Below are 23,416 nucleotides of genomic sequence, written 5' to 3' on the forward strand. Positions count from 1 at the left end.
CTCGCTCCCACATTTGTCCTGTGTATGCAGAACCTGTGTGGGAGCGAGCCTGCTCGCGAATGCGGCCTCAAGATCACGTAGATCTTTGAGGCCTGAACCTCAGGCCAGCTTGCACCGATCAAAAAACCGCTCACGCCCCAGAATCATCAACGCCGCGCGCTTGTGCGGAAAGTCGAATTCCTTCTCGCAGTGGAAGCACTGATTCTGCATGTGGCCGATCATTTTCGCGTTATCGGCACGCGGTTCAGCGACCACACGCTGGGTACGCGGATCATCCAGAAACAGATAGTGCACCAGGGCCGACAACCAGCTCGCGACCTTGTGCGGGCCACGGTGATTTTCCTCTCCCACCAGCATGTGAATGCCACGGTCGTAATCGTCGGCGTCGTAGAAAGGCGCGATGCGATCTTCCTTGGCCCAGTAGGCCTCGAAATAGGCAAACGGCTGATCGTCGAAACAGCCGATCAACGTCAGCGTGTGCGGATCGGCGTCGAGCTTGCTGAGGTATTCGCGATGCTGCTCAAGACTGCCCTCCTCCTGCCAGAAACTGGCGACACGCGGACTGTTCTGCCAGCGATTGAACCGCGCCAGATCCTGCTCGATCTCCACTGTGCGCAGGGAAATCCACGCCCCGAGGCGTGCATCGAAACGTCGATAGACTTCGCCGCGCGGCTTGACCGGACGCAGCGGATGGCGCTTGCCCTGGCTGATCACCATTTGTTGTGGGTAGCTGCCGCTCAGCGATGTACCGAGCCATGGCTGCGGCAATTGCCAGAACAGGGTGCGCTCGCAACGGTATTCGCCGGCCACTTCGGTGCTGACCAGCAAGCCGCTGAGCAAGGCTTCGGTGGGCGGCTGGTCCAGTTGCCAGAGCAATTGCTGACGCTCCGGCTCACGGGCGAACAACCAGTAACAGGCCGCCCACAACGCCAGGCCGGGCGGCAGGGCAAAACGCTCATCGAGCTGAATCGAGCCGGTGCCGTCACGATTCAGACGCAAGCGAACCAGCGGTTGCCCGTCCAGGCTCAGGCTCAGACGGCTTTCAGTAGCATCGGCTACCAGTTCACTGCCCGAAGGCAAGGCCAGGGCAGTCAGGTCATTCAGATTGGACATGGGTCGGGCTCACGATAATCGTCGACAGTTCAACGATGGGACGTGAGCCGCACGGGAAAATTTAGCCGGCGGGGTGAAATCAGTGTTGCGGTACCGGTACCAGAGCGATCTTGTATGGCTCGAAAATCTTCAGCATCTGTCCGTTGTCCCGCAGCTCCTGCAACAATTTGCCAAACGCCTCACCGGTGATCGGCGCGGCCGGGCGCAAAATGGAGTAGTGGTGATAAACCTGATCGATGCGCTGCGACACCAGCAACTTGTCGGCCACCTTTTCGTTGCGTTTCAAGTAGTCGAACAGGTAAGAGCGCGTGACCAAGGCGATGTCGGCGCGCCCGCGCAGCACCATCAACAGGTTGCTGTCATGGGAATAGGTCAACGTGGCCTTGAACGTATCCGCGAGAAATTTGGGGTCGGCGTTGAAATTGGCGAACTCGTAGTGATAACCGCTGTACAGCGCCAGCCGCTTGCCCTTGAGGTCCGAGAAGTAATCCTGCTGCCGACCCTCTTCGCGTTGCGCGACGAAAATCTCGGCATCTTCCAGACCCATATCGACCGTGGTATGTGGAATGTCCTTCCAGCCCCACTCCGGGTTTTCGAAAATCGCCATGTCGGTGCGCCCTTCCTTCAAGTCACCGAAACGCCGGGGAATCGAGGTCGGTACCAGGACAAACTGATACTCCGTCTGCAACGCATTCAGCGCTTCGACCAATTCCGGCAGCAGACCGGTGTCGGCACCGTTTTCCGGGCGGATGGTGTAAGGCGGAAAGTGCGCGGCGCCCACTCGAACCAGTTGCGCCGCCTGCGCAGGCAACCCTGAAAATGCCGTCAGCGCGACGAGTACCAGCCCCGTGGCCGTCCGAATTGGCGAAGACTTCAAAACACCCCACTCCCCGAAAAAATACCGATCAATGCATTCAAGCTAGGCGGTTTCGCCCAGTTAGCCAGTTTCCTGACCTGTTGGAACGTGGGTTAACGCTCTTCGAGCACCAGAATCAGCGCTTCATCGGCCAACTGATCGAGGCTCAGGCTGCCGCCGGCACGAAACCAGGTGGTGGTCCAGGACAGCGCGCCAGTGAGAAAACGTCGGGTAATGAATACATCGCCACGGATAAACCCCGCCTCCTTGGCTTCGCCCAGCACCTGCAACCAGAGGTCTTCATAGACATCGCGCAGGGCCAGCACCCGGGCCTGACCTTCTTCGGACAGCGAACGCCATTCATAGACCAGCACCGCCATGGCTTCGCCGCTGCCGCCCATGATCGACTGCAACTCGCAGCGAATCAGCGCCAGCACCCGCTCGCGCACGTTGCTGGCTTCGGCCAGCGCGGCGCGCATCAGCGCGGTGTTGTAGCGGATGGTTTCTTCCATCACCGCCCGGAGGATTTCATCCTTGCTCTTGAAGTGATGAAAAATGCTCCCGGACTGGATCCCCACCGCCCCGGCCAGATCGCGCACGGTGGTGCGTTCATAACCCTTGTTGCGGAACAGGTGAGCGGCCACTTGCAGCAGTTTGCCGCGGGCGCTGTCGGGGTCAGTCAACTGGCCCTGGTCGACCAGTTCGCGCATGACCCTCAGGGCTTTTTGCTCGTCCACCCGTTCTCTCCTACAGTCGATCAGTCTGTTGCCCCCTGAACACGCAGGGTTGCGCGCAATTTAAGCCTCGGGCCGCAACCAAGCAAGCGCTTGGGCAGAAGATATTTCAGTGGTTTACAAACCAAGCGCTTGCTTGGTAGCCTCCAGACACTTCTGTCGCAGGCTCCTGAGTCGGAGATAAAAATGCCCACCACCGTTCGGATCGGATGCGCCAGCGCATTCTGGGGTGACACCAGTACCGCCGCCGCACAACTTGTGGCCGGCGGACAACTGGATTACCTGGTGTTCGATTACCTGGCCGAAATCACCCTGTCGATCATGGCCGGCGCGCGCATGAAGGACCCGCAGGCAGGGTTCGCCGGGGACTTTGTTGAGGTGCTCGCGCCGCTGCTGCCGCAACTGGCTGAACAGAAAATCCGGGTCATCAGCAATGCCGGCGGGATCAATCCAAAAGCCTGTGCCGCCGCCCTGCAAGCCGCCTGCGACAAGGCCGGGGTCAAGCTGAAAATCGCCGTGCTGCTCGGTGATGACCTGCAACCGCAATTCAAGCAACTTGCCGCCCAAGGCATCCACGAAATGTTCAACGGCACGCCGCTGCCGCCGATGTGCGTATCGACCAACGCCTACCTCGGCGCACCGGGCATCGTCGAAGCCCTGCGCCTGGGCGCCGACATCGTCATCACCGGGCGCGTGGTCGACAGCGCGGTGGTCAGTGCGGCGCTGGTGCATGAATTCGGCTGGGCGTGGCACGACTACGACAAACTGGCCCAGGCCGCGCTCGCCGGGCACATCATCGAATGCGGCGCGCAATGCACCGGGGGCAATTTTACCGACTGGCGCGACGTGCCGGACTACGAACACATCGGTTTTCCCATCGTTGAAGTCAGTGCCGACGGCCAGTTCATCGTGAGCAAACCCGAAGGCTCCGGCGGGTTGGTGACGCCGCTGACGGTTGGCGAGCAGATGCTCTATGAAATCGGTGATCCGCAGGCCTATCTGTTGCCGGATGTAGTCTGCGATTTCACTCAAGTGAAACTGCAGCAACAGGGCAAAAACGCCGTGCACGTCCACGGAGCCAAAGGCCTGCCGCCCAGCGATAAATACAAGGTCAGCGCAACTTACCCGGACGGTTTCCGCTGCACCGCCAGTTGCCTGATCGCCGGCATCGATGCGGTGGACAAGGCGCGGCGCGTCAGTCAGGCAATCATCGACAAGACTGCAGAAATGTTCAGCCAGCGCGGCTGGCCACCCTACAGCGAAGTCAACATTGAACTGCTCGGCAGCGAAGCCACATACGGCCCTCACGGCCAGCGTCGTGACAGCCGCGAGGTGGTGATCAAACTTGCGGTGCGCCATCCACTGAAACCGGCGCTGATCCTGTTCTCCCGGGAAATCGCCCAGGCTGCCACCGGCATGGCACCGGGACTGACCGGCATCGTCGGCGGACGGCCGACGGTATACCCGCTGATCCGTCTGTTCTCGTTCCTGATCGATAAAACCGCCTGCACCCTGCACATCGACATGGCCGGTAAACAGCATCCCTGCGCCCTCCCCGCGCAAATGCCGCTCGACAGCCATGACCTGCCAACCCCCGACCAGCCACCCAAACCCCAAGGCCGCGCCGACGCCAGTGTGCCGTTGGTGAAACTGGCGGTGGCGCGCTCCGGTGACAAGGGCAACCACAGCAACATCGGTGTCCTGCCGCGTCGACCGGAATACCTGCCATGGATCGCCGAAGCGCTGACGCCAGCGGTGATCGTCGACTGGATGCGCCATGTGCTCGACCCGATTCACGGCCGGGTAGAACGCTGGTACCTGCCCGGCACCCACAGCCTGAATTTTCTGCTGGAGAACGCGCTTGGCGGCGGAGGCGTGGCGAGTCTGCGCATCGATCCCCAGGGCAAGGCCTTCGCCCAGCAACTGCTGGAAATCCAGATCCCGGTGCCGCAGAGCATCGCCGAACAACTCGACTAGAGGTTGGGCTTCATGGCTTACACATCGATTTTCAAAGCCGATCTGTTCAGCGGCCAGACCATCATCGTCACCGGTGGCGGTAGTGGCATCGGCCGTTGCACCGCGCATGAACTGGCGGCGCTCGGGGCCAATGTGCTGCTGGTCGGACGCAAGCCGGAAAAACTGCAAAAGGTCGCCGCCGAAATCGCCGAAGACGGCGGCCGCGCCCATTGGCAGGCCTGCGACATCCGTGACGAAGACGCGGTGAAACAACTGGTCACTGAGTTGATCACCGAACACGGGCCGATCCACGGTCTGGTCAACAATGCCGGCGGCCAGTACCCATCACCACTGGCCGCGATCAATCAGAAAGGCTTTGAAACCGTATTGCGCACCAACCTGGTCGGCGGCTTCCTGATGGCCCGGGAAGTGTTCAACCAGTCGATGAGCAAACACGGCGGCAACATCGTCAACATGCTTGCCGACATGTGGGGCGGCATGCCCGGCATGGGCCACTCGGGCGCGGCACGTTCGGGGATGGACAACTTCACCAAAACCGCCGCGTTCGAGTGGGGGTACGCCGGGGTGCGGGTCAATGCGGTGGCGCCGGGCTGGATCGCATCCAGCGGCATGGACACTTATGAAGGCGCGTTCAAAGCGGTGATCCCGACCCTGCGCGAACACGTGCCACTCAAACGCATCGGTACCGAATCGGAGGTCAGTGCGGCGATCGTTTTCCTGCTCAGTCCGGCGGCGGCGTTCATCAGCGGCAGCACCTTGAAAATCGATGGCGCGGCCAGTCTCGGCAGCCGCGCATGGCCGTTGCACAAGGCAAGCCACAGCGAGTCGTTCAACGGTTTCCATCGGGCGTACCTGCCCGACGTGCTCAAGGACAAGGAGTAAGCCATGCCGCAGATCCAGTCCCAACTCGATCCGCACGGTGAAGCTTTCGCGCGCAACTGCGCGGCGATGCTCACGGCCATCGAGCACGTCCAGCAACTGGAACAGAACCTGCTGAACAAGGCTGCCGAAGCCAAGGGCAAATTCGACAAGCGCGGGCAACTGCTGCCCCGCGAACGCCTGAACCTGCTGCTCGACCCCGGTGCGCCGTTCCTCGAACTGGCGAGTCTGGCCGGCTACAAGCTGCACGACGACAAGGACGGCACCGCTGCCGGTGGCGGCCTGATCGCCGGCATCGGTTACGTGTCCGGCATCCGGGCGATGGTGGTGGCCAACAACAGCGCGATCAAGGGCGGCACGATCTCCCCCACCGGCCTGAAAAAATCCCTGCGGCTGCAACAGATCGCCCTGGAAAACAAACTGCCGGTGATCACTCTGGCAGAGAGCGGCGGCGCCAACCTCAATTATGCGGCGGAGATATTCGTCGAAGGCGCACGCAGTTTTGCCAATCAGGCGCGGATGTCGGCCATGGGTTTGCCGCAGATTACCGTGGTGCACGGCTCGGCGACGGCCGGTGGCGCCTATCAACCGGGGCTGTCGGATTACGTGGTGGTGGTGCGCGGCAAGGCCAAGCTGTTTCTTGCCGGGCCGCCACTGCTCAAAGCCGCGACGGGCGAGGTCGCCACCGATGAAGAGCTGGGCGGCGCCGAGATGCACGCGCAGGTCGCCGGCACCGCCGAGTACTTGGCCGAGAACGATGCCGATGGCGTGCGCCTGGTCCGCGAGATCCTGCGCATGCTGCCGTGGAACGAGCAACTGCCGTGGCTGCCCGAGCCGCAATACAAGGCGCCGCTGTACCCGATCGACGAGTTGCTCGGGCTGATTCCCGACGACCCGAAGAAGCCCTACGACGTGCGCGAAATCGTTGCGCGGATTGCCGATGAATCGGAGTTTCTTGAATTCAAGGGCGAGTTCGATCAGCAAACCATCTGCGGCCAATTGAAAATCCACGGTCGCGCCTGCGGCTTGATCGGCAACAACGGCCCGATCACCCCCGCCGGCGCGAGCAAGGCCGCGCAGTTCATTCAGCTGTGCGACCAGAGCCAGACGCCGCTGCTGTTTTTCCACAACACCACCGGTTTCATGGTTGGCACCGAGTCCGAGCAGCAAGGCGTGATCAAACACGGTTCGAAACTGATTCAAGCGGTGGCCAATGCCCGAGTGCCTAAACTGACGATTGTCGTCGGTGGCTCCTACGGTGCCGGCAACTATGCGATGTGCGGACGCGGTCTCGATCCACGTTTCATCTTCGCCTGGCCCAACAGCCGCACCGCGGTGATGGGCGGCGCGCAGGCCGGCAAGGTGTTGCGCATCGTCACCGAGGCCAAACAGCTCAAGGAAGGCCTGGTGCCGGATCCGAAAATGCTCGACATGCTCGAACAGGTCACCGCGCAGAAACTCGACAGCCAGTCCACCGCGCTCTACGGCAGCGCCAACCTGTGGGACGACGGCCTGATCGATCCACGCGATACGCGCACCCTGCTCGGTTACCTGCTGGATATCTGCCATGAAGCTGACATCCGCACGCTGCAACCCAACAGCTTCGGCGTCAGCCGCTTCTGACTGCCTCGGAAAACAAGGAGAACAATAAAAATGATCTTCACCCCGGAACACGAAGCCCTGCGCCGCACCGTCCGCCAATTCGTCGAGCACGAGATCAACCCGCACGTCGATGAATGGGAAAAGGCCGGACGCTTTCCAATCCACGAGATTTTCCGCAAGGCCGGCGACCTCGGACTGCTGGGGATTTCCAAGCCGGAAAAATTCGGCGGCATGGGCCTCGACTACAGCTATTCGATTGTCGCCGCCGAAGAGTTCGGCACTATCCACTGCGGCGGCATTCCGATGTCGATCGGCGTGCAGACCGACATGTGCACCCCGGCGCTGGCCCGCTTTGGCTCCGATGAATTGCGCGACGAATTCCTCCGTCCGGCGATCACCGGCGAGCAGGTCGGTTGCATCGGCGTCTCGGAAGTCGGTGCCGGCTCCGACGTCGCCGGACTCAAGACCAGCGCGCGCAAGGACGGCGACGACTACGTGATCAACGGCAGCAAGATGTGGATCACCAACTCGCCGAGCGCCGATTTCATCTGCCTGCTGGCCAACACCTCGGACGACAAGCCGCACATCAACAAGTCGCTGATCATGGTGCCGATGAACACCCCGGGCATCAGCCTCAGCTCGCACCTGGACAAGCTCGGCATGCGCAGCTCGGAAACCGCCCAGGTGTTTTTCGATAACGTGCGTGTGCCGCAGCGCAACCGCATCGGCCACGAAGGCGCCGGGTTCATGATGCAGATGCTGCAGTTCCAGGAAGAACGCCTGTTCGGCGCGGCGAACATGATCAAGGGTCTGGAATATTGCGTCGACAGCACCATCGAGTACTGCAAGGAGCGCAAGACCTTCGGCAACGCGCTGATCGACAATCAGGTGATCCACTTCCGCCTCGCCGAACTGCAGACCGAAATCGAATGCCTGCGAGCGCTGGTCTATCAGGCCACCGAGCAATATGTGAAAGGTCAGGACGTCACGCGTCTGGCGTCGATGGCCAAGCTCAAGGCCGGCCGTCTCGGTCGTGAAGTCAGCGACAGCTGCCTGCAATATTGGGGCGGCATGGGCTTCATGTGGGACAACCCGGTAGCCCGCGCCTATCGCGACGTGCGGCTGGTATCGATCGGCGGCGGCGCCGACGAAATCATGCTGGGGATCATCTGCAAACTGATGGGCATCCTGCCGGGGAAAAAGAAATGAGCCCCCTGCCCGATTGCCAGACTCTGTTGCTGGAACTGCACGGCGGCGTGCTGCACATCACCCTCAATCGCCCGGACAGCCGCAATGCGATGAGCCTGCAAATGGTCGCCGAACTGCGCGCGGTATTGGCGGCGGTGCGCGATGACCGCGGGGTTCGCGCTCTGGTCCTCAGCGGTGCCGGTGGGCATTTCTGTGCGGGTGGCGACATCAAGGACATGGCCAATGCCCGTGCTCAGGGGCCCGACGCTTACCGCGTGTTGAACCGCGCCTTTGGAGCTCTGCTGCAAGAAGCTCAGGACGCACCACAAGTGCTGATCACCGTTTTACAGGGCGCAGTGCTCGGTGGTGGTTTCGGGCTGGCATGTGTCAGCGATATCGCGATGGCCGACCATCAAGCGCAGTTCGGTCTGCCGGAAACCAGCCTCGGTCTGCTGCCGGCGCAGATCGCGCCATTCGTGGTGCAGCGCATCGGCCTGACCGAGACCCGCCGACTGGCACTGACCGCTGCGCGTTTCGACGGTCATCAGGCGCGGCGGCTGGGGCTGGTGCATTTCGTCGAGCAGGATCCGCAGGCACTGGCAGAACGCCTCGACGAAGTGCTCGACCATGTTTTGTGCTGCGCGCCCGAAGCGAATGCGGCGACGAAAAAACTGCTGCTGGCTAGTGCCGGGCAGCCTTCGAGTGAATTGCTGGATGAAGCGGCGCGGTGGTTCAGCGAAGCGGTGACCGGGGCCGAAGGGATCGAGGGCACCATGGCTTTCGTGCAAAAGCGCAAACCGCGATGGGCCCCTTAAAAGCTTCGCGAGCAGGCTCGCTCCCACAGACGGAACGCATTCCAAAATGTGGGAGCGGGCTTGCTCGCGAAGAGGCCAGCACCGACACCGCAAATTCCGAGGGAACAGCCATGCCCGCCATCCACAAAATCCTGATCGCCAACCGCGGTGAAATCGCCTGCCGCATCCAGCGCACCGCCCAGGCCCTCGGCTATCGCACCGTCGCCGTATTCAGCGATGCCGACGCCGATGCCCTGCACGTGCAGATGGCCGATCAAGCGGTGAACATCGGCGCCGCACCGGTGCAACAGTCCTATCTGAACATCCCGGCGATCCTTGACGCCGCACGCCGCAGCGGTGCCGACGCGATCCACCCAGGCTACGGCTTTCTCTCGGAAAACGCCGAATTCGCCCGCGCCTGCGCTGAGGTCGGCTTGACCTTTATCGGCCCCAGCGCCGAGGCCATCGAGCTGATGGGTAGCAAGCGCCTGTCGAAAATCGCCATGCTCGAAGCAGGCGTACCGTGTATTGCCGGCTATCAAGGCGCCGCGCAGGACGACGCCACTCTGTTGCGTGAAGCCGAGCGCATCGGCTACCCGCTGATGATCAAGGCCAGTGCTGGCGGCGGTGGACGCGGCATGCGTCTGGTGCACAGCAGCGAGGAATTGCCGGCGCAATTGCGCACCGCCCGCTCCGAAGCGCTGAACGGTTTCGGCAGCGACGAACTGATCCTCGAACAGGCACTGATCGAACCACGGCACGTCGAGGTGCAACTGTTCGGCGATCATCACGGCAACCTGATCTACCTCGGCGAGCGCGATTGCTCGGTGCAGCGCCGCCATCAGAAAGTCGTCGAGGAAGCACCCTGCCCGGTGATGACCCGCGAGTTGCGCCAGGCCATGGGCGAAGCGGCATTGAAAGCTGGCCGAGCGGTGAATTACGTCGGTGCCGGCACCGTCGAGTTTCTGCTCGATGCCCGTGGGCAGTTCTACTTTCTGGAAATGAACACGCGTTTGCAGGTCGAGCATCCGGTGACCGAGTTGATCACCGGGCAGGATCTGGTCGCCTGGCAACTGGCCGTCGCCGAGGGGCAGCCGCTGCCGTTGACTCAGGATCAGGTCGCGCTGAACGGTCACGCCATGGAAGTGCGTCTGTATGCCGAAGATCCGACGCAGAATTTCCTGCCGCAGACCGGTCGTGTACAGGCCTGGGAACCGGCGTTGGGCCCGGGAGCGCGGATCGATCATGGCGTGCTCGAAGGTCAGTCGATCAGCCCGTTTTATGATCCGATGCTCGGCAAACTGATCGCCCACGGCGCCACCCGCGAAGAGGCACGGCGCAAGCTGCTGCGCGCGGTGCAGGACAGCGTGCTGCTCGGCGTTCAGAACAACCAGCGTTTGCTGGTCAGCCTGCTGCAGCATCCGCAGTTCATCAGCGGCGAGTTCAGTACCGCGTTCATTGCTCAGCATTTCACTGACCACCCATGCCTGCACACTTACGCCCCCACTGCCGAGGAGCTGGCCATCGCCGCCGTGCTGTTTTATCAGTCTGGCGCGCAGGCGCATCGTGCGCCGCTCAAGGGCTGGCGCAACAATGCGGGCGCGCCGCTCAATTACCGCCTCGGGCTTGAACAGCAGGACTGGACCGTGCAACTGCTTGCGGACGGGGATGACCGCTTCACCGTGAACGTGATGCAGCGCGCACTGGTACTGACCGTCATCAATTGCGACGAGCGCGCGGTGACGCTGGAAGTCGACGGGCTGCAGCAACGTCACGCCTACCGGATCGATGGCGAAGAACTCTGGCTGTTCACCCACCCCGGCAACCTGCGCCTGGAGGATCGAACTCATGCGCTGATCAGCAGTCAGAGCAGCGTCAGCTCCGGCACACTGAAAGCGCCGATGGACGGTGCCATCGTCGACGTGCTGGTCAGCGAAGGCAGCCCGGTCAGCAAGGGTCAGTTGCTGGTGGTGCTGGAGGCAATGAAAATGGAGCATCCGCTCAAGGCCGGCATCGACGGCGTGCTCAAGCGGGTGCAGGTCAAGGTCGGCGATCAGGTAAAAAATCGTCAGGTTCTGTTGCAGGTCGAGTGAGTCGCCAGGCGCAAACGCAAGGTTTGACTACGCTCTGATCTATCAGGACGCGTAAATCAGGAAACCTGCGATGCCCCATTGGCTGGTCATTGATCTGGAAGCCACCACAGATGAAGGTGGCTGGCCGGTTACGGAAATGGAAATCATCGAAATCGGCGCGACGCTGGTCGACCGTGCCGGTCGCGAGCAGGATCACTTTCAGCGGTTCGTCAAACCGACCCGGCGGCCGTTGCTGACGCCGTTCTGCCGTGAGCTCACGCACATCACCCAGGCCAACATCGACGCCGCGCAGCCGTTGAACGAGGTCTGGCCGGCCTTCGAACGCTGGCTCGGGCAACACCAGACGCGCCTCGAAGGCTGGGCCAGTTGGGGCGATTACGACCGCAAGCAGTTGCTCCAGGAATGGCAGCGCCTACAACTCGACAGCCTGTTGAGCCGGGTGCCGCACATGAACCTCAAGCAGCGCTTCGCCAAGGCCCGGCGCCTGGAACGACCGCTGGGCTTGAACGGTGCGCTGCAACTGGCCGGCATGCAGTTCAGCGGTCAACAGCACCGAGCCCTGGAAGATGCGCGCAATACCGCGCGGTTGCTGCCGTTGGTCTTGCCACTCTGAAGTCAGGGCGAGAACTCGCCGGACACGCCCCGGGCAGGTGACGGCGCCGGGAGCCTTGTGCATACTGGCCAGCCTTTTTTAACCCTTTTTTGCCCTTTTCGAGAGGAATCGCCCATGTTCAAAGTCAACGAGTACTTCGACGGCACCGTCAAGTCGATCGCTTTTGGCACCGCTGAAGGTCCGGCGACCATCGGCGTCATGGCCCCGGGCGAATACGAATTCGGCACCGCTCAGCGCGAGATCATGCACGTGGTCTCCGGTGCGCTGACCGTCAAACTGCCGGACAGCAGCGACTGGGAAACCTTCGCCGCCGGCAGCCAGTTCAACGTTCCGGCCAACAGCAAGTTCCAGCTGAAAGTCGCCGTTGAGACTGCTTACCTGTGCGAATACCGCGGCTAAGCCCACGGCTTTTCCCGGTGCAAAAAAATGCCCGTGTCCATGGACACGGGCATTTTCATTTCTGGCCTCGGTTACTCGAGGATTTCCACCGGCATTCCGACTTCCAGTTGACCATTGCTGTCGTTGACCAGGTTCTGCCCGAACATCGCGCCATCGGCCTGCGCACGGTATTTCTGCAGGGTTGCCAGCGGTTCGCGATCAGCACTGCGTTCGCCGGTTTGCGGATCGATGGTGGTCAGAATGCAGCGCGAGCAAGGCTTCACCACGCGGAACTCGACGTCACCGATACGAATGCGCTTCCAGCCGTCCTCGGCGAACGCCGCGCTGCCTTCGATCACCAGATTCGGCCGAAAGCGCAGCATCTCCAGCGGTCGTCCGACCTTTTGCACCAGATCCTCAAGTGACGCTTCGCCAATCAGCAACAGCGGGAAACCGTCAGCGAACGCGACCTGATCGTCCTCACGGCCATAACCGGCCTGCGTCATGCGCGCGCGATCAAGTGGCACCTGCACCAGACGGGTCGGCTTGCCGATGAACTCGCTGACCCAGCGAGCCGCTGCATCACCGGCATCCGGCACGCGCAGGGTGTCACGCCAGATGGTCACACCGCGCAGGTCGGAATCGGCCTCGGGCAGTGGCACGTCCAGCGCGGCAAGCCCGGGCGCGCTGAGGGTCAGACCGCCCTGCGCGTTCCACAATGCCGACAGCTGACTCATTTTCGCTTCGGCCCGCTGGGTCAGAAAGCGGCCGCTGGCCTCGTCCACGAGCATCCAGCGTCGGTCCCCTGCAAGGCCCAGTTTGTCCAGGCCAATCGATTGCAGAATCTCGGGTTTGCCGGATTTCAACGGGTAACGATAAAGCGCGCTCAGACGCAGCATGGCCAGCTCCCTGGTGGGCAAAAACGCCACCCTATACGAGCTTTATCGGCGAATCAAAGGCAGATGCACGCCACCTGGAAGATAACTTTGTGGCGAGGGGATTTATCCCCGATGGGGCGCGAAGCGGCCCCACATGAATCAAGAAGCGGGACCGCTGCGCAGTCCATCGGGGATAAATCCCCTCGCTACAGGTTTTCGTCAGGCCGGCACTTCATCGAGCATCAGACGCTGACGCACCACATCGACCAGTTTGTCCGGCTGGAACTTGGAGAGGAAGTTGTCGCAACCGACCTTCTTCACCATCGAGTCGTTGAAACTGCCGGACAGTGAAGTGTGCAACACCACGTACAGGCCACGCAGACGCGGATCGTTGCGGATCTCGGTGGTCAGACGATAGCCATCCATTTCCGGCATTTCCGCGTCGGTGAACACCATCAGCAGTTTGTCGGTCATGTTCACGCCGGTATCGGCCCAGGCCTTGAGCATGTTCAGCGCCTTCAGACCGTCGCTGGCAATGTGCATTTTCACCCCGAGCTGGCCGAGGGTGTCGCGCAGTTGCGAAAGCGCCACGTTGGAGTCGTCCACCAGCAGCACTTCGCGGCCACGGGCACGCTCCAGCACCGGATCATCGAGCTTGTCACGCGAGACCTTGGCGTTGTACGGGACGATTTCGGCGAGGACTTTCTCGACGTCGATGATTTCCACCAGTTGATCGTCAACCTTGCTGATCGCAGTCAGGTAATGCTGGCGGCCAGCACTGGTCGGTGGCGGCAGGATGGCTTCCCAGTTCATGTTGACGATGCGATCCACGCCACCGACGAGGAAAGCCTGCACCGAACGGTTGTACTCGGTGACGATGATGGTGCTGTTCGGGCCCGGCACCAGCGGGCGCATGCCGATCGCCTGAGACAGATCGATCACCGGCAGCGTCTGCCCACGCAGGTTGACCACGCCGCAGACGAATGGGTGGCGCTGCGGCATCAGGGTCAACTTCGGCAGTTGCAGAACTTCCTGAACCTTGAACACGTTGATCGCGAACAATTGGCGTCCGGCCAGTCGAAACATGAGAATTTCCAGGCGATTCTCACCCACCAGTTGCGTGCGTTGGTCTACCGTGTCGAGAATGCCGGCCATCAATGACTCCTGGGCTTGTTCTGATGAATTCACTACTAAGTGGGGTTATCGGCTGTTTATGGCGATTCTTGATCCCCACAAAATTCACCATCAAAATGCCACACCTGGGCATTGATGTCACATTAACATCATGGTTTACTGACCCGGTGTTTTCATCTGCTGCATTCTCTTCTGGCGCGACCACAGTTTGCGCCACAGGTTCCCGTGTGTAAGGGAATCCCCTAGGAACAATCAGGCCCAACCTGATGTTCGCAATATCCAATAGCCATTAATGTGACGCCATTCTCATTGCATGAACGGAGTCAGGCTATTGTGTGCGATCGCAGGTCAGTGGAACCCCACCCTCTGGAAAACCTCAGCCAGTGCAATTGCACGGTGGGGCGCGATCTCCCGACGATCCACGAACGTCGACACACACGGCATTCCCTCATCAGACATGACGCTGTGGAGATAAGCATGCCAATCGACCGTAAAGACTGGGCGCAACGCTTTCCCGAATTCCTCGTCGAAGCTGAAACACTCCTGGCCAAGTCCGAAGAGTGCCTGAGCCACCTGCAATTGATCAGCAACGACAAAGATGCCATCGACTGCATGCGCAACACCCTGCTGAAGCTGGCGAACCGGGCTGAAGCGTTGGCACTGGAGGCGATCTCCGAGTTTTCCCTGCATATTCACAGCCTGCTCGACCACGCGCCGGACCATATCGATCTGCACGCACAGGCGCTGAATGCGCTGCAGGACTGTTTCACCCTGATGGCCTGGCAGATTGAATTGGTCGATCACAATACCGGCCAATTGAGCCTGGATGGCAGCGAACAAACCTCACTGATCGAAGCGTTCGCGTTTCAGGTCGGTCAGAGCCAGTTCAAGCCACCGCTCCGGCCTCAGCCGCTTTCGCTGTTGTCTTATTCCGAGCGTCAGGCGTGATCCGCCGCATTCAAAGCGTAAATCCAGGCTGAAGATGGGAATCGCTGAATGTCGCAATTGAATAGTTCATACCTGCCAGCGACAATTCGAATTAAATAATCACACCTGACACCAGCGGATATTCTGCCGCGGCCTCAGGGTTTGCCTGTGTCTGTGTAACGATCAACTTCGAACCGCACGGATCTCTACCAAGCACAATAAAACGACATTTTCCATAATGGAACTCACGTCCAACATGGCGTATTTCCTGACTCATTGGACATATATGGCAAACGCGACCAACGGTATCTTAAGTGGTATTATGCCGACCGTTAGTTGCTTTCAACTAATGGCACAGTGATTCAGCGACTGTCATCCAACGAACTTGATGGTCGAATATCGTTCACTGTACTTCGTTAAAATCAATAACATAATTGACAGCATTTTCAGACAGAGATCCGCCAGCCACCGGCCGGTCTGCCCGTAGCGAACATCCATTGGCTCCATCCGTTATGTACGCCAGCCTCAAGTCAATCATCAAATGGCCACCGTCCCGGGAAAATGCACGCCGGTTCACTCTCATATTGAGTGTCATCGCCGCCGCTGGCAGCCTGCTGACCTACGGATTGTCTGCTCCGCTCTCACTGGGTCTGCTGCTGTTGAATATTGCCGCCACTGCTTGTGTCTGGGTGCAATATCGACTGTCGCGCAAATCGATCAAGTTTCAGCCTCAGGAACTCGCCGATCGTTTGCTGGAAGTCCAGGAAAACGAACGCCACCGTCTCAGCCGTGAACTGCACGACGATATCGGCCAGTTACTGACAGCGGCCAAGCTGCAAAGTGAATGGCTGAAAAAACGCCTGCCAGCCGACTTGCAAGCGCAATGCTCGACACTCTGCGACACCCTTGATGAAACCCTCAACAAGGTGCGCGACGTTTCCGCCATTCTCAATCCGCGCCAACTGACCAGCCTCGGGCTGGAGGCCAGTCTGCGCGCGCACCTGCTCAAGACCCTGGCGAACACCTCGGTGCACTGGAGCCTCGATTGCCAGCAACGGCTCAATGGCATTCCGGAAGAAATGGCGGTCGCTGCGTTTCGCATTGCCCAGGAAGCGGTCACCAACATTCTGCGTCACGCGCAGGCCAGCAATCTGCTGATCCGCGTGCAACGCTTGCCAAAAGGCCTGACGCTGTTGATCAGCGACGACGGCCAAGGCTTTGCGCCTGCCGCGGACCCGGGCCGGGAAGGACAGCGCGGAATGGCCGGGATGGCCGAAAGGATCGAACAGTTGGGCGGCACGCTGAACGTCATCAGCGAGCCGGGCAAAGGCACTCAAATCGAAGCACTATTCCCCTGGGCGCCCCGTGCACTCGAGCGGGCCAGTACGAATAAGGTTATGCGTTGACTTGTAACTTACTTCTGGTGGATGACCACTCGCTGATCAGGGCCGGCGTGCGCGCTCTGGTGCTCGATATTCCCGGTTACGCGGTCGTTGGCGAAGCCAGCGACGGCTCGCAGTTGCTCGAAATGGTCGAGCAACTGGCGCCCGACATCGTGTTGCTGGATATCTCGATGAAGGAAACCGGTGGCCTGGAAGCCTTGCAACGGCTCAAGCGGGTGCGCCCGCAAAGCAAGGTGCTGATTCTCTCGATGCACACTGATCCGGCGCTGATCATGCAGGCGCTGGAGTCCGGCGCGCACGGTTACCTGCTCAAGGACACCACGGCCACCGAGCTTGAACACGCCCTCGAAGCCTTGCGTAATAACGAGCGCTACCTGAGCCCGGCCATCGCCCACACCGTGATCAACCAGGCGCTGACCCGCACGCAGAAAAACCAGCCGGAAGTGGCCGACTCGCACAATCTGACGGCACGCCAGCTGGAAATCCTGCGGTTGATCGTACGCGGCAAATCCACCCGGGAGATCGCCAACGGCCTGGGCCTGAGCATCAAGACCGTCGAGACCCACCGCTCGCAGATCATGAAACGCCTGCAGATCTACGACGTGGCGGGTCTGGTGCTGTTCGCGGTGCGCGAACAGATCATCAGTCTGGACGACTGATCGAACCCGCGCCGCCCAACAGCGGCGAATGCTCCGGCAGATGCACCTGCAAGGCGGCGGGGCGCGCCTCGAAACGCAGGCTGTCGCCCTCCAGCGGCTCGCCGTCAAGGTTGATGCTCAGCCCCTCGGCAACCTTGATTTCGACCCAGGGCAAACGGGCCCGGACAAACATATTGTCGAGGCCGAAGCCGTCGCTGAGCAGGTTCTTCAGTGTGCCCACCAACTCCTGTGGCGCCGGCAGAATACTGATGTCCAATAGACCATCGTCCGCCAGTGCCTGCGGGCACAAGACGTGTCCGCCGCCTGCCTGGCGACCGTTGCCGATGCCCAATGCGAGCAGCTCGCCGCTCCAGTGAAAGTCCGGCCCTTGCAGTTCACCGTAAGCCGCGTGCAGCTCACTGAAGCGCGACAAACCGGTGAACAGATAGGCGGCCCCGCCGAGCACTTTTTTCAGATCTTCAGAGGTATTGGCCGTGACCTGGCTGCCGAAACCACCCGTTGCCATGTTCAGGAAAATCTGCCCACCGACTTCGCCCAGGTCAATCTTGCGCGGTGGCACGTCCAGCATTTCCAGTGCTTCGGCTGGCTCCAGCGGGATCCCCGCCGCGCGGGAAAAATCGTTAGCCGTTCCTAGCGGCAACAGCACCAGACTGGCCTCGTCCGGATGCGCGGCAAGCGCTTCAGCGATATCGCGCAACGTGCCATCTCCGCCTCCGGCGATGATCTTCCGAAAGCCACTCGCCAGTGCTTCTTCCACCAGACGCTGAGCGTCACCGGCCTCCCAGGTCAGCCGTACGGCCAATTCCCAGCCCTGCTTGCGTTTGCCTTCGACGGCGGCGCGAACCGCCTCATTGAGTGCCTGCTTGCCATGCAGAATCAACAGCGCCCTGCGTTCACTCATTACGGTCACTCCCCAAGATTGAATCGGTATGAAACATCTTGACCACTGGTGCACGCAAAAAAGCCATGGGAACACCATTTAATTCAAGCGACTGACCCGTTGCGTCCTACGCGACGGTATTTTTTCTTACAACATGTGAGGAATCGGCTCAATTGACCGGACACGATCCTTGATTCACCTTGTGCAGGTGGTATCAATTTTCGATTCAACAACACAAGGATGTGCAGGTAATGATTGGATACACCCTCGGAGCTGGTGGCAGTCTGGATGACGGGAAGGCCGGTGCGCTTACACTTGAAACAGCCGATGGACATTTCCATGCCAAGCCATGAAGCCAGAATTGCAAATAGTCCGGTTGCCCCTCTCGACGAAAGTCGCGCCAGCCACAAATCCGATTTCAGAAAGAACGCCAGAACCGCTGGAGAAGTTGATATGGAACCGCGCGTGACCGAACTGGAAACCCACCTCAAATACATTCGTCGGGACATGGACGAAGTTCGCGGGGATGTAAAGACCATCAAGCACCGTCTCGCCTATTCGGCGGGTGCGACGGCGGTGGTCCTGGGACTGCTGGGATGGGTTGCCAACAGCCGGTTCGATCAGTTGGTCACACTGATGAGCCATTGACAGAGGAATGCAGGCATCGACGCGGTATCGGTCGAGCCTGCAATTACCGGAAGCGGATCAGCCGAGCAGGTCACTCAGTGGAATGAACCCGACCTCATCGCCTTCTACCAGCGTACGACCTTCCAGCACTTCTACCAAGCCATCTGCCCAGGCTGCGCTGCGCAGCACGCCGGAGCTTTGATTGCGGTAGATGATCGCCCGCCCCTGCTCGAGACGACCGCGCAGGTATTCGCGCCGATTGCCGGCCACAGGCCAGACAAAACCTGCCGGAATCGTAAACTTCAGGGGTTCGACATCCTGTACGCCCTGACGCCGCAACAAGTAGGGCCGCGTGAGCAGAGCAAAGGTCACCAGCGTCGAAGCGGGGTTGCCCGGCAGACCGATGACCGGCACCTTGCGAAAATGACCGAATGTCAGCGGCTTGCCCGGTTTAATGGCCAGTTTCCACAGCGCCAGCTCGCCCTCTTCCCGCAATGCGATGCCAAGAAAATCCGCTTCACCGACCGACACGCCTCCGGTCGAGAGAATCAGGTCGACACCCTGCAAGTCGCCAAGGCGCGCCCGCGTGGTCGCCAGATCGTCCGGAAGAATACCGGCATCAATCACTTCACAACCCAGGCGCTGCAGCCAGCTGCACAACACCACCCGATTACTGTTGTAGATCTGCCCCGGCCCCAGCGGCCGGCCCGGCTCGACCAGCTCATCGCCGGTGGACAGCACCGCCACTCGGACCTTGCGTACCACATTCAGCCCGGCACACCCCAGCGACGCCGCCAGACCTTGTTCGATCGGTCCCAGCCGGGTACCTGCAGCCAGAATCAACTCACCCACGGTGGTTTCTTGCCCTTGCGGACGAATGTTCTGGCCGACGCTCATGGTTTCGATGAAACGCACGCTGCCGTCGTCCTGAACCTCGGCGTTCTCCTGCATTTCCACGCAATCGGCCCCGGAAGGCACTGGCGCACCGGTGAAGATCCGCGCGCAGGTACCGGGCTTCAACGGCTCAGGCGCCTGCCCGGCAAAGACTTTCTGGCTGACCGGCAGCGGTGCGCCGGTCCAGTCGGCCAGATTCAAGGCATAACCATCCATGGCGCTATTTGGCCAGGGTGGCAGGTCCAGGGTCGAAACCAGGTCCTCGGCGAGTACCCGCCCCTCGACTTCGGCCAAGGGCAGAAACTCGAGTTCGACAATCGGCGAGGCTTCAGCCATCTCCAGCAGGCGGGCCAACGCTTGCTCGACAGGCATCAGACTGCCGGTCTTGCCCGGCTTACCCACGGGATTCACAGGGCGCCGCCTGTTTCAGGTGAGGGACGAAGTTGCACGGACGGTGCCGCGAATCCAGCTGTTCGGCGAGAATGCCGTCCCAACCGGTGCGCACCGCATTGGTCGAACCTGGCAGGCAGCACACCAGTGTGCCATTGGCCAGACCGGCCAGTGCCCGCGACTGCACGGTCGAAGTACCGATATCGGCCACCGAGATCTGGCGGAACAGTTCACCGAAGCCGTCAACCTGTTTGTCGAGCAGACAAGCCACGGCTTCAGGCGTGCTGTCACGCCCGGTGAAACCAGTGCCGCCGGTAATCAACACGACCTGCACGACGTCCTCGGCAATCCAGTGGGCAACTTGCGCGCGGATCTTGTACAGGTCATCTTTGAGCAGGACCCGTTCGGCCAAGCGGTGACCGGCAGCAGTCAGGCGGTCGACGAAGACCTGGCCTGAGGTGTCGGTTTCCAGGGTTCGGGTATCGCTGACAGTCAGCACCGCAATGTTCAGCGGCGCAAAAGGTACATCGGCCTTGGCTTTCATTAGGCTCGTCCAGTTGTAGGAGAAACAGCCCGGTGTTATATCACAGCGCCTGAATTTTTCGCCGCCCCGCTGGAGAGCTGCCATGACCTCGAATACGCCATTGCCCCCCTGCTCCATTCTGCTCCTGGCAGGCGGACGCGGCCAGCGCATGGGCGGCCAGGACAAAGGGCTGGTCGAATGGCAGGGTGAGCCGCTGATTGCGCATTTGCAGCGCAAGGTCCGACCGCTGACTGACGATCTGATCATCTCCTGCAATCGCAATCACGAGCGTTATGCAGCCTACGCCGATCAATTGGTCAGCGATGAGCAAGGCGATTTTCCCGGGCCCCTGGCCGGCATCCTCGCCGGACTCAAGGCAGCCCGCCAGCCACACCTGCTGGTCTTGCCCTGCGATGTGCCGCGAATCGACGCCGCGCTGTTGCAGGACATGCGTGAAACCGCCGACCGGTTTCCTGAAAAACCTTTAATGTTGCGTCACGACGACCACTGGGAACCCCTGCTGTGTGTAATTCCCGTCGCCCTGTTGCCCGCCTTCGAAACCGCGTGGAACGCCGGTGAACGCAGCCCCGGCCGGGTCATGCGCAATCTCGGCGCGACTGCCCTGCAATGCCCGGACAATGACCCGCGCCTGGCCAACCTGAACACCCCCGAACTGTTAAATACGCATAACACTGTGTCAGACTGACAGCATTCAAGGAACTCTCACGCCTTGTACACGTCTCAAGCTCAGTAACCAAAAGTATTCCCATTCGGAGACACACCCATGACTCAACGGACCCTCGCCACTTTCATGCTCGCACTGGGCCTGGCTACCCTCGCTGGTTGCTCGTCGCCAACAGTGATCACCTTGAATGACGGTCGCGAAATCCAGGCCGTCGACACCCCGAAATACGATGAAGATTCGGGCTTCTACGAGTTCAAGCAACTGGACGGCAAAGAGACCCGCATCAACAAGGATCAGGTTCGTACCGTTAAAGAGCTGTAAGCTTTACGTCGATACCGGATACAGAAAAGCCCGCATCAATGCGGGCTTTTTCATGGGCGCGGAAAAGTGCCTGGCGTCACCACTGCAGGGTGATCCGGCTCTCGAATTCACGATCCTCACCGGTCACCGGGTCGACAAACCGCAGCCCCTGCGCCAGCAGCTTGAGCGGATTGGCGTAATCATCCTCAACGTCTTTCAACACATCCGGGTAGAACGGATCGTTACAGATACTCGCCCCTAGCGCGGTCATATGCACCCTTAGCTGATGCTTCTTGCCGGTCACCGGGTACAGGCCGTAGCGCCACAGATCACCGTTCTTTTCCCGGACTTCCACCGCTGTTTCCGTATTGGCAACGCCTGGCCCTTCCTGCATGCGGAAGAATGGTTCGCCATCGATCAGACGGCTTTTGTGTACCAGGGGAAATTCCAGCTCCGGAAGCGCACGGGCAATCGCCTCATAGCGTTTATCGATCTGCCGCGTAGGGAACAGCGACTGATAAGCGGAGCGGGTTTGTGAGTTAGCCGAAAAGATCACCAAGCCTGCCGTGTGCCGGTCAATGCGGTGCAGTGGCACCAGATGCGGATTATCGAGGCGACGGATCAGACGGCGCAGCAACGTCTGTTCGACGTACTCGCCGGCCGGCGTCACCGGCAGGAAGTGCGGCTTGTCCGCCACCACCAGATGTTCGTCCGCATACAGGATCGACTCGACCACCGGGATCGGTTTTTCATCCGGCACTTCACGGAAGTAGTGAATACGCAGGCCTTCCTTGTACGGCAGATCCAGCGCAATCGGCTGTCCCTGCCCATCCAGTACCCGGCCCCGGGCGATCCGGTCCAGCCATTGCTCGCGACCGATCGCACTGAAATGCTCACACAGGCAATCAAGGACGGTAGGCCAACTGCCCGGAGGAAGGTAAAGGGTGCTGGCTTGATTCTGCGCAGCGGAAAACGTTGGTGTGGACATACGGAAATTCGAACCCTCAATGCAGGTCGGCATTATCCAACACTGAGCGATACGAACCTAGCGCCGATTCCACCGCCCGCTTCAGGCCGGGATCGACTTGAGCGCGGCGGCTTCGGTGAATTCCTTGAGCCAGCGCAGCACATCGACGGCCTCCCAGCGCCCCGGGTCATACAAGGCATAGAGCAGGCCCTGATAACCGACCACATCCAGTTGCTTGTGATAACCGGCACGCTGGAACAGCGCCTCGATCTCGGCAAAACAGGTGTTGAAATGCAATTTGTTGAAAGGCGTCTTGCCCTCCGTGACCAGCCCGTCCAGGCGCAACTCGAGGACGGCCTCGCGCACCACGTCAACCGACATCCGGTTCACGCTGTTCTTCAACTGTTCGACATTGACCACGGTTCGTCCCTCTGACTGCCGGATTCACCTGCTCAAGTCATCAAAAGCAGCAGGTCCATCCAATTACTGTATGCACATACAGTAACCGAATAATCCGCAAAACGCCAAGGGAAGGATGCGCGGTCGCGACCGGCGGAAAGCCATGCCGCGTCAACGAAGAAACAGGCTCAGCGCAGGAAGGCCACCACCTGATCGGCACTGAAAGGCCAGCTCAGCTCCGCGCCGGTGTCAATTCGGCGCAGTACCGGAATTCGCAGGCTGTAAGCCTCGAACCAGGATTCATCGTCAGCAATATCCACCAGTTCGACCAGCAGACCATGCTCGACAAAAGGCATCAACTCGGCCTCTGCCACCTCACACAAATGGCATCCCAAGGTGCCGAACAACTGACATTCAGGAGGCATGATCGCTCAACCGGAAAAATGAGCATTCATTCTAGGCCTGCCTCGAAAACCCGTCGAGCCGCTGCCGCCCAAAGGCCCGAGCACGGCAACCAGTACGC

25 protein-coding genes are annotated in these 23,416 nt (G+C 60.5%); 14 read left to right on the plus strand and 11 right to left on the minus strand.

Annotated elements, in window-relative coordinates; all coding sequences use genetic code 11:
- Positions 1–99 precede the first annotated feature (99 nt).
- From CRO59_RS15260 to CRO59_RS15270, 3 genes are all read right to left on the minus strand, one after another.
- The gene (locus CRO59_RS15260; RefSeq protein WP_097088268.1) at positions 100–1,113 is read right to left on the minus strand and encodes a GNAT family N-acetyltransferase; all 1,014 of its coding nucleotides are present in this window, start codon (positions 1,111–1,113) and stop codon (positions 100–102) included.
- A gap of 79 nt (positions 1,114–1,192) precedes the next feature.
- Positions 1,193–1,990, minus strand: coding sequence for an ABC transporter substrate-binding protein (locus CRO59_RS15265; RefSeq protein ID WP_027613404.1), 798 nt, complete (start codon positions 1,988–1,990; stop codon positions 1,193–1,195).
- A 92-nt stretch (positions 1,991–2,082) separates the two neighbouring features.
- A complete protein-coding gene (locus CRO59_RS15270) occupies positions 2,083–2,706 on the minus strand; it encodes a TetR/AcrR family transcriptional regulator (RefSeq protein ID WP_027613405.1) in 624 nt (207 codons plus the stop codon).
- 183 nt (positions 2,707–2,889) lie between these two features.
- Between CRO59_RS15270 and CRO59_RS15275 the strand changes: the two genes are divergently transcribed.
- The 8 genes from CRO59_RS15275 to CRO59_RS15310 all read left to right on the plus strand — a co-directional run bounded on the left by CRO59_RS15275 (position 2,890) and on the right by CRO59_RS15310 (position 12,248).
- A complete protein-coding gene (locus CRO59_RS15275; protein ID WP_097088270.1) occupies positions 2,890–4,680 on the plus strand; it encodes an acyclic terpene utilization AtuA family protein in 1,791 nt (596 codons plus the stop codon).
- Positions 4,681–4,692: 12 nt separating this feature from the next.
- Complete coding sequence (locus tag CRO59_RS15280; protein WP_097088272.1) at positions 4,693–5,562, plus strand: SDR family oxidoreductase; 870 nt, start codon at positions 4,693–4,695, stop codon at positions 5,560–5,562.
- Positions 5,563–5,565: 3 nt separating this feature from the next.
- The gene (atuC, locus tag CRO59_RS15285; protein WP_097088274.1) at positions 5,566–7,182 is read left to right on the plus strand and encodes a geranyl-CoA carboxylase subunit beta; all 1,617 of its coding nucleotides are present in this window, start codon (positions 5,566–5,568) and stop codon (positions 7,180–7,182) included.
- A gap of 30 nt (positions 7,183–7,212) precedes the next feature.
- Complete coding sequence (gene atuD / locus CRO59_RS15290; RefSeq protein ID WP_027613409.1) at positions 7,213–8,370, plus strand: citronellyl-CoA dehydrogenase; 1,158 nt, start codon at positions 7,213–7,215, stop codon at positions 8,368–8,370.
- Positions 8,367–9,164 carry an enoyl-CoA hydratase/isomerase family protein gene (locus CRO59_RS15295; protein WP_097088276.1) on the plus strand — a complete coding sequence of 266 codons (798 nt, stop codon included), beginning with the start codon at positions 8,367–8,369 and terminating at the stop codon, positions 9,162–9,164. The genes atuD and CRO59_RS15295 overlap by 4 nt, the downstream gene beginning before the upstream one ends.
- 110 nt (positions 9,165–9,274) lie before the next feature.
- Positions 9,275–11,236, plus strand: coding sequence for an acetyl/propionyl/methylcrotonyl-CoA carboxylase subunit alpha (locus tag CRO59_RS15300; RefSeq protein WP_097088277.1), 1,962 nt, complete (start codon positions 9,275–9,277; stop codon positions 11,234–11,236).
- 70 nt (positions 11,237–11,306) lie between these two features.
- Positions 11,307–11,849, plus strand: coding sequence for an exonuclease domain-containing protein (locus CRO59_RS15305; RefSeq protein WP_027613412.1), 543 nt, complete (start codon positions 11,307–11,309; stop codon positions 11,847–11,849).
- Between the two features lie 114 nt (positions 11,850–11,963).
- Positions 11,964–12,248 carry a pyrimidine/purine nucleoside phosphorylase gene (locus CRO59_RS15310; protein WP_097088279.1) on the plus strand — a complete coding sequence of 95 codons (285 nt, stop codon included), beginning with the start codon at positions 11,964–11,966 and terminating at the stop codon, positions 12,246–12,248.
- Between the two features lie 71 nt (positions 12,249–12,319).
- On the opposite strand, the gene CRO59_RS15315 is transcribed toward CRO59_RS15310, so the two are convergent.
- Together CRO59_RS15315 and CRO59_RS15320 are read right to left on the minus strand one after the other, a co-directional pair.
- A complete protein-coding gene (locus CRO59_RS15315) occupies positions 12,320–13,126 on the minus strand; it encodes an MOSC domain-containing protein (protein ID WP_097088280.1) in 807 nt (268 codons plus the stop codon).
- 198 nt (positions 13,127–13,324) lie between these two features.
- Positions 13,325–14,260, minus strand: a complete 936-nt coding sequence (locus CRO59_RS15320; RefSeq protein ID WP_003226705.1) for a chemotaxis protein CheV — start codon at positions 14,258–14,260, stop codon at positions 13,325–13,327.
- Between the two features lie 456 nt (positions 14,261–14,716).
- Here CRO59_RS15320 and CRO59_RS15325 point away from each other — a divergent pair, with 456 nt between their 5' ends.
- From CRO59_RS15325 to CRO59_RS15335, 3 genes are all read left to right on the plus strand, one after another.
- A complete protein-coding gene (locus CRO59_RS15325) occupies positions 14,717–15,187 on the plus strand; it encodes a hypothetical protein (protein ID WP_096794976.1) in 471 nt (156 codons plus the stop codon).
- 491 nt (positions 15,188–15,678) lie between these two features.
- Complete coding sequence (locus CRO59_RS15330) at positions 15,679–16,572, plus strand: sensor histidine kinase (RefSeq protein ID WP_027613415.1); 894 nt, start codon at positions 15,679–15,681, stop codon at positions 16,570–16,572.
- Positions 16,569–17,228, plus strand: a complete 660-nt coding sequence (locus CRO59_RS15335) for a response regulator transcription factor (RefSeq protein WP_007969079.1) — start codon at positions 16,569–16,571, stop codon at positions 17,226–17,228. The genes CRO59_RS15330 and CRO59_RS15335 overlap by 4 nt, the downstream gene beginning before the upstream one ends.
- On the opposite strand, the gene yegS is transcribed toward CRO59_RS15335, so the two are convergent.
- Positions 17,212–18,129, minus strand: a complete 918-nt coding sequence (gene yegS / locus CRO59_RS15340) for a lipid kinase YegS (protein ID WP_097088281.1) — start codon at positions 18,127–18,129, stop codon at positions 17,212–17,214. The two genes, CRO59_RS15335 and yegS, sit on opposite strands and share 17 nt — an antisense overlap.
- 318 nt (positions 18,130–18,447) lie before the next feature.
- On the opposite strand from yegS, the gene CRO59_RS28780 reads away from it, so the two are divergent.
- Positions 18,448–18,756 (plus strand): hypothetical protein, encoded by a 309-nt coding sequence (locus tag CRO59_RS28780; protein WP_171061883.1) that lies wholly within the window; start codon positions 18,448–18,450, stop codon positions 18,754–18,756.
- A 57-nt stretch (positions 18,757–18,813) separates the two neighbouring features.
- Here the strand turns inward: CRO59_RS28780 and glp are convergent, their stop codons facing one another.
- Entirely contained in the window at positions 18,814–20,040 is a 1,227-nt protein-coding gene (gene glp, locus CRO59_RS15350) for a gephyrin-like molybdotransferase Glp (protein WP_097088283.1), read from the minus strand.
- On the minus strand, positions 20,024–20,563 hold the full coding sequence (gene moaB, locus CRO59_RS15355; protein WP_003226719.1) for a molybdenum cofactor biosynthesis protein B: 540 nt from the start codon (positions 20,561–20,563) through the stop codon (positions 20,024–20,026). Before moaB ends, glp begins: the two co-directional genes overlap by 17 nt.
- An 82-nt stretch (positions 20,564–20,645) precedes the next feature.
- Between moaB and mobA the strand changes: the two genes are divergently transcribed.
- Both mobA and CRO59_RS15365 read left to right on the plus strand, forming a co-directional pair.
- Positions 20,646–21,248, plus strand: coding sequence for a molybdenum cofactor guanylyltransferase MobA (gene mobA, locus CRO59_RS15360; RefSeq protein ID WP_097088285.1), 603 nt, complete (start codon positions 20,646–20,648; stop codon positions 21,246–21,248).
- A 78-nt stretch (positions 21,249–21,326) separates the two neighbouring features.
- Positions 21,327–21,548 carry a YgdI/YgdR family lipoprotein gene (locus CRO59_RS15365; RefSeq protein ID WP_003226722.1) on the plus strand — a complete coding sequence of 74 codons (222 nt, stop codon included), beginning with the start codon at positions 21,327–21,329 and terminating at the stop codon, positions 21,546–21,548.
- Between the two features lie 76 nt (positions 21,549–21,624).
- On the opposite strand, the gene CRO59_RS15370 is transcribed toward CRO59_RS15365, so the two are convergent.
- The 3 genes from CRO59_RS15370 to CRO59_RS15380 form a co-directional block, all read right to left on the minus strand.
- Positions 21,625–22,515, minus strand: a complete 891-nt coding sequence (locus tag CRO59_RS15370) for a pseudouridine synthase (RefSeq protein ID WP_097088287.1) — start codon at positions 22,513–22,515, stop codon at positions 21,625–21,627.
- An 81-nt stretch (positions 22,516–22,596) separates the two neighbouring features.
- Positions 22,597–22,914, minus strand: a complete 318-nt coding sequence (locus tag CRO59_RS15375) for a transcriptional regulator (RefSeq protein ID WP_003226726.1) — start codon at positions 22,912–22,914, stop codon at positions 22,597–22,599.
- 167 nt (positions 22,915–23,081) lie between these two features.
- Complete coding sequence (locus tag CRO59_RS15380) at positions 23,082–23,318, minus strand: glutaredoxin family protein (RefSeq protein WP_027613422.1); 237 nt, start codon at positions 23,316–23,318, stop codon at positions 23,082–23,084.
- Between the last annotated feature and the right edge of the window lie 98 nt (positions 23,319–23,416).

Origin of the sequence: Pseudomonas sp. LAMO17WK12:I5, from assembly GCF_900215165.1 — a bacterium.
GTDB classification, from domain to species: Bacteria; Pseudomonadota; Gammaproteobacteria; order Pseudomonadales; family Pseudomonadaceae; genus Aquipseudomonas; species Aquipseudomonas putida_A.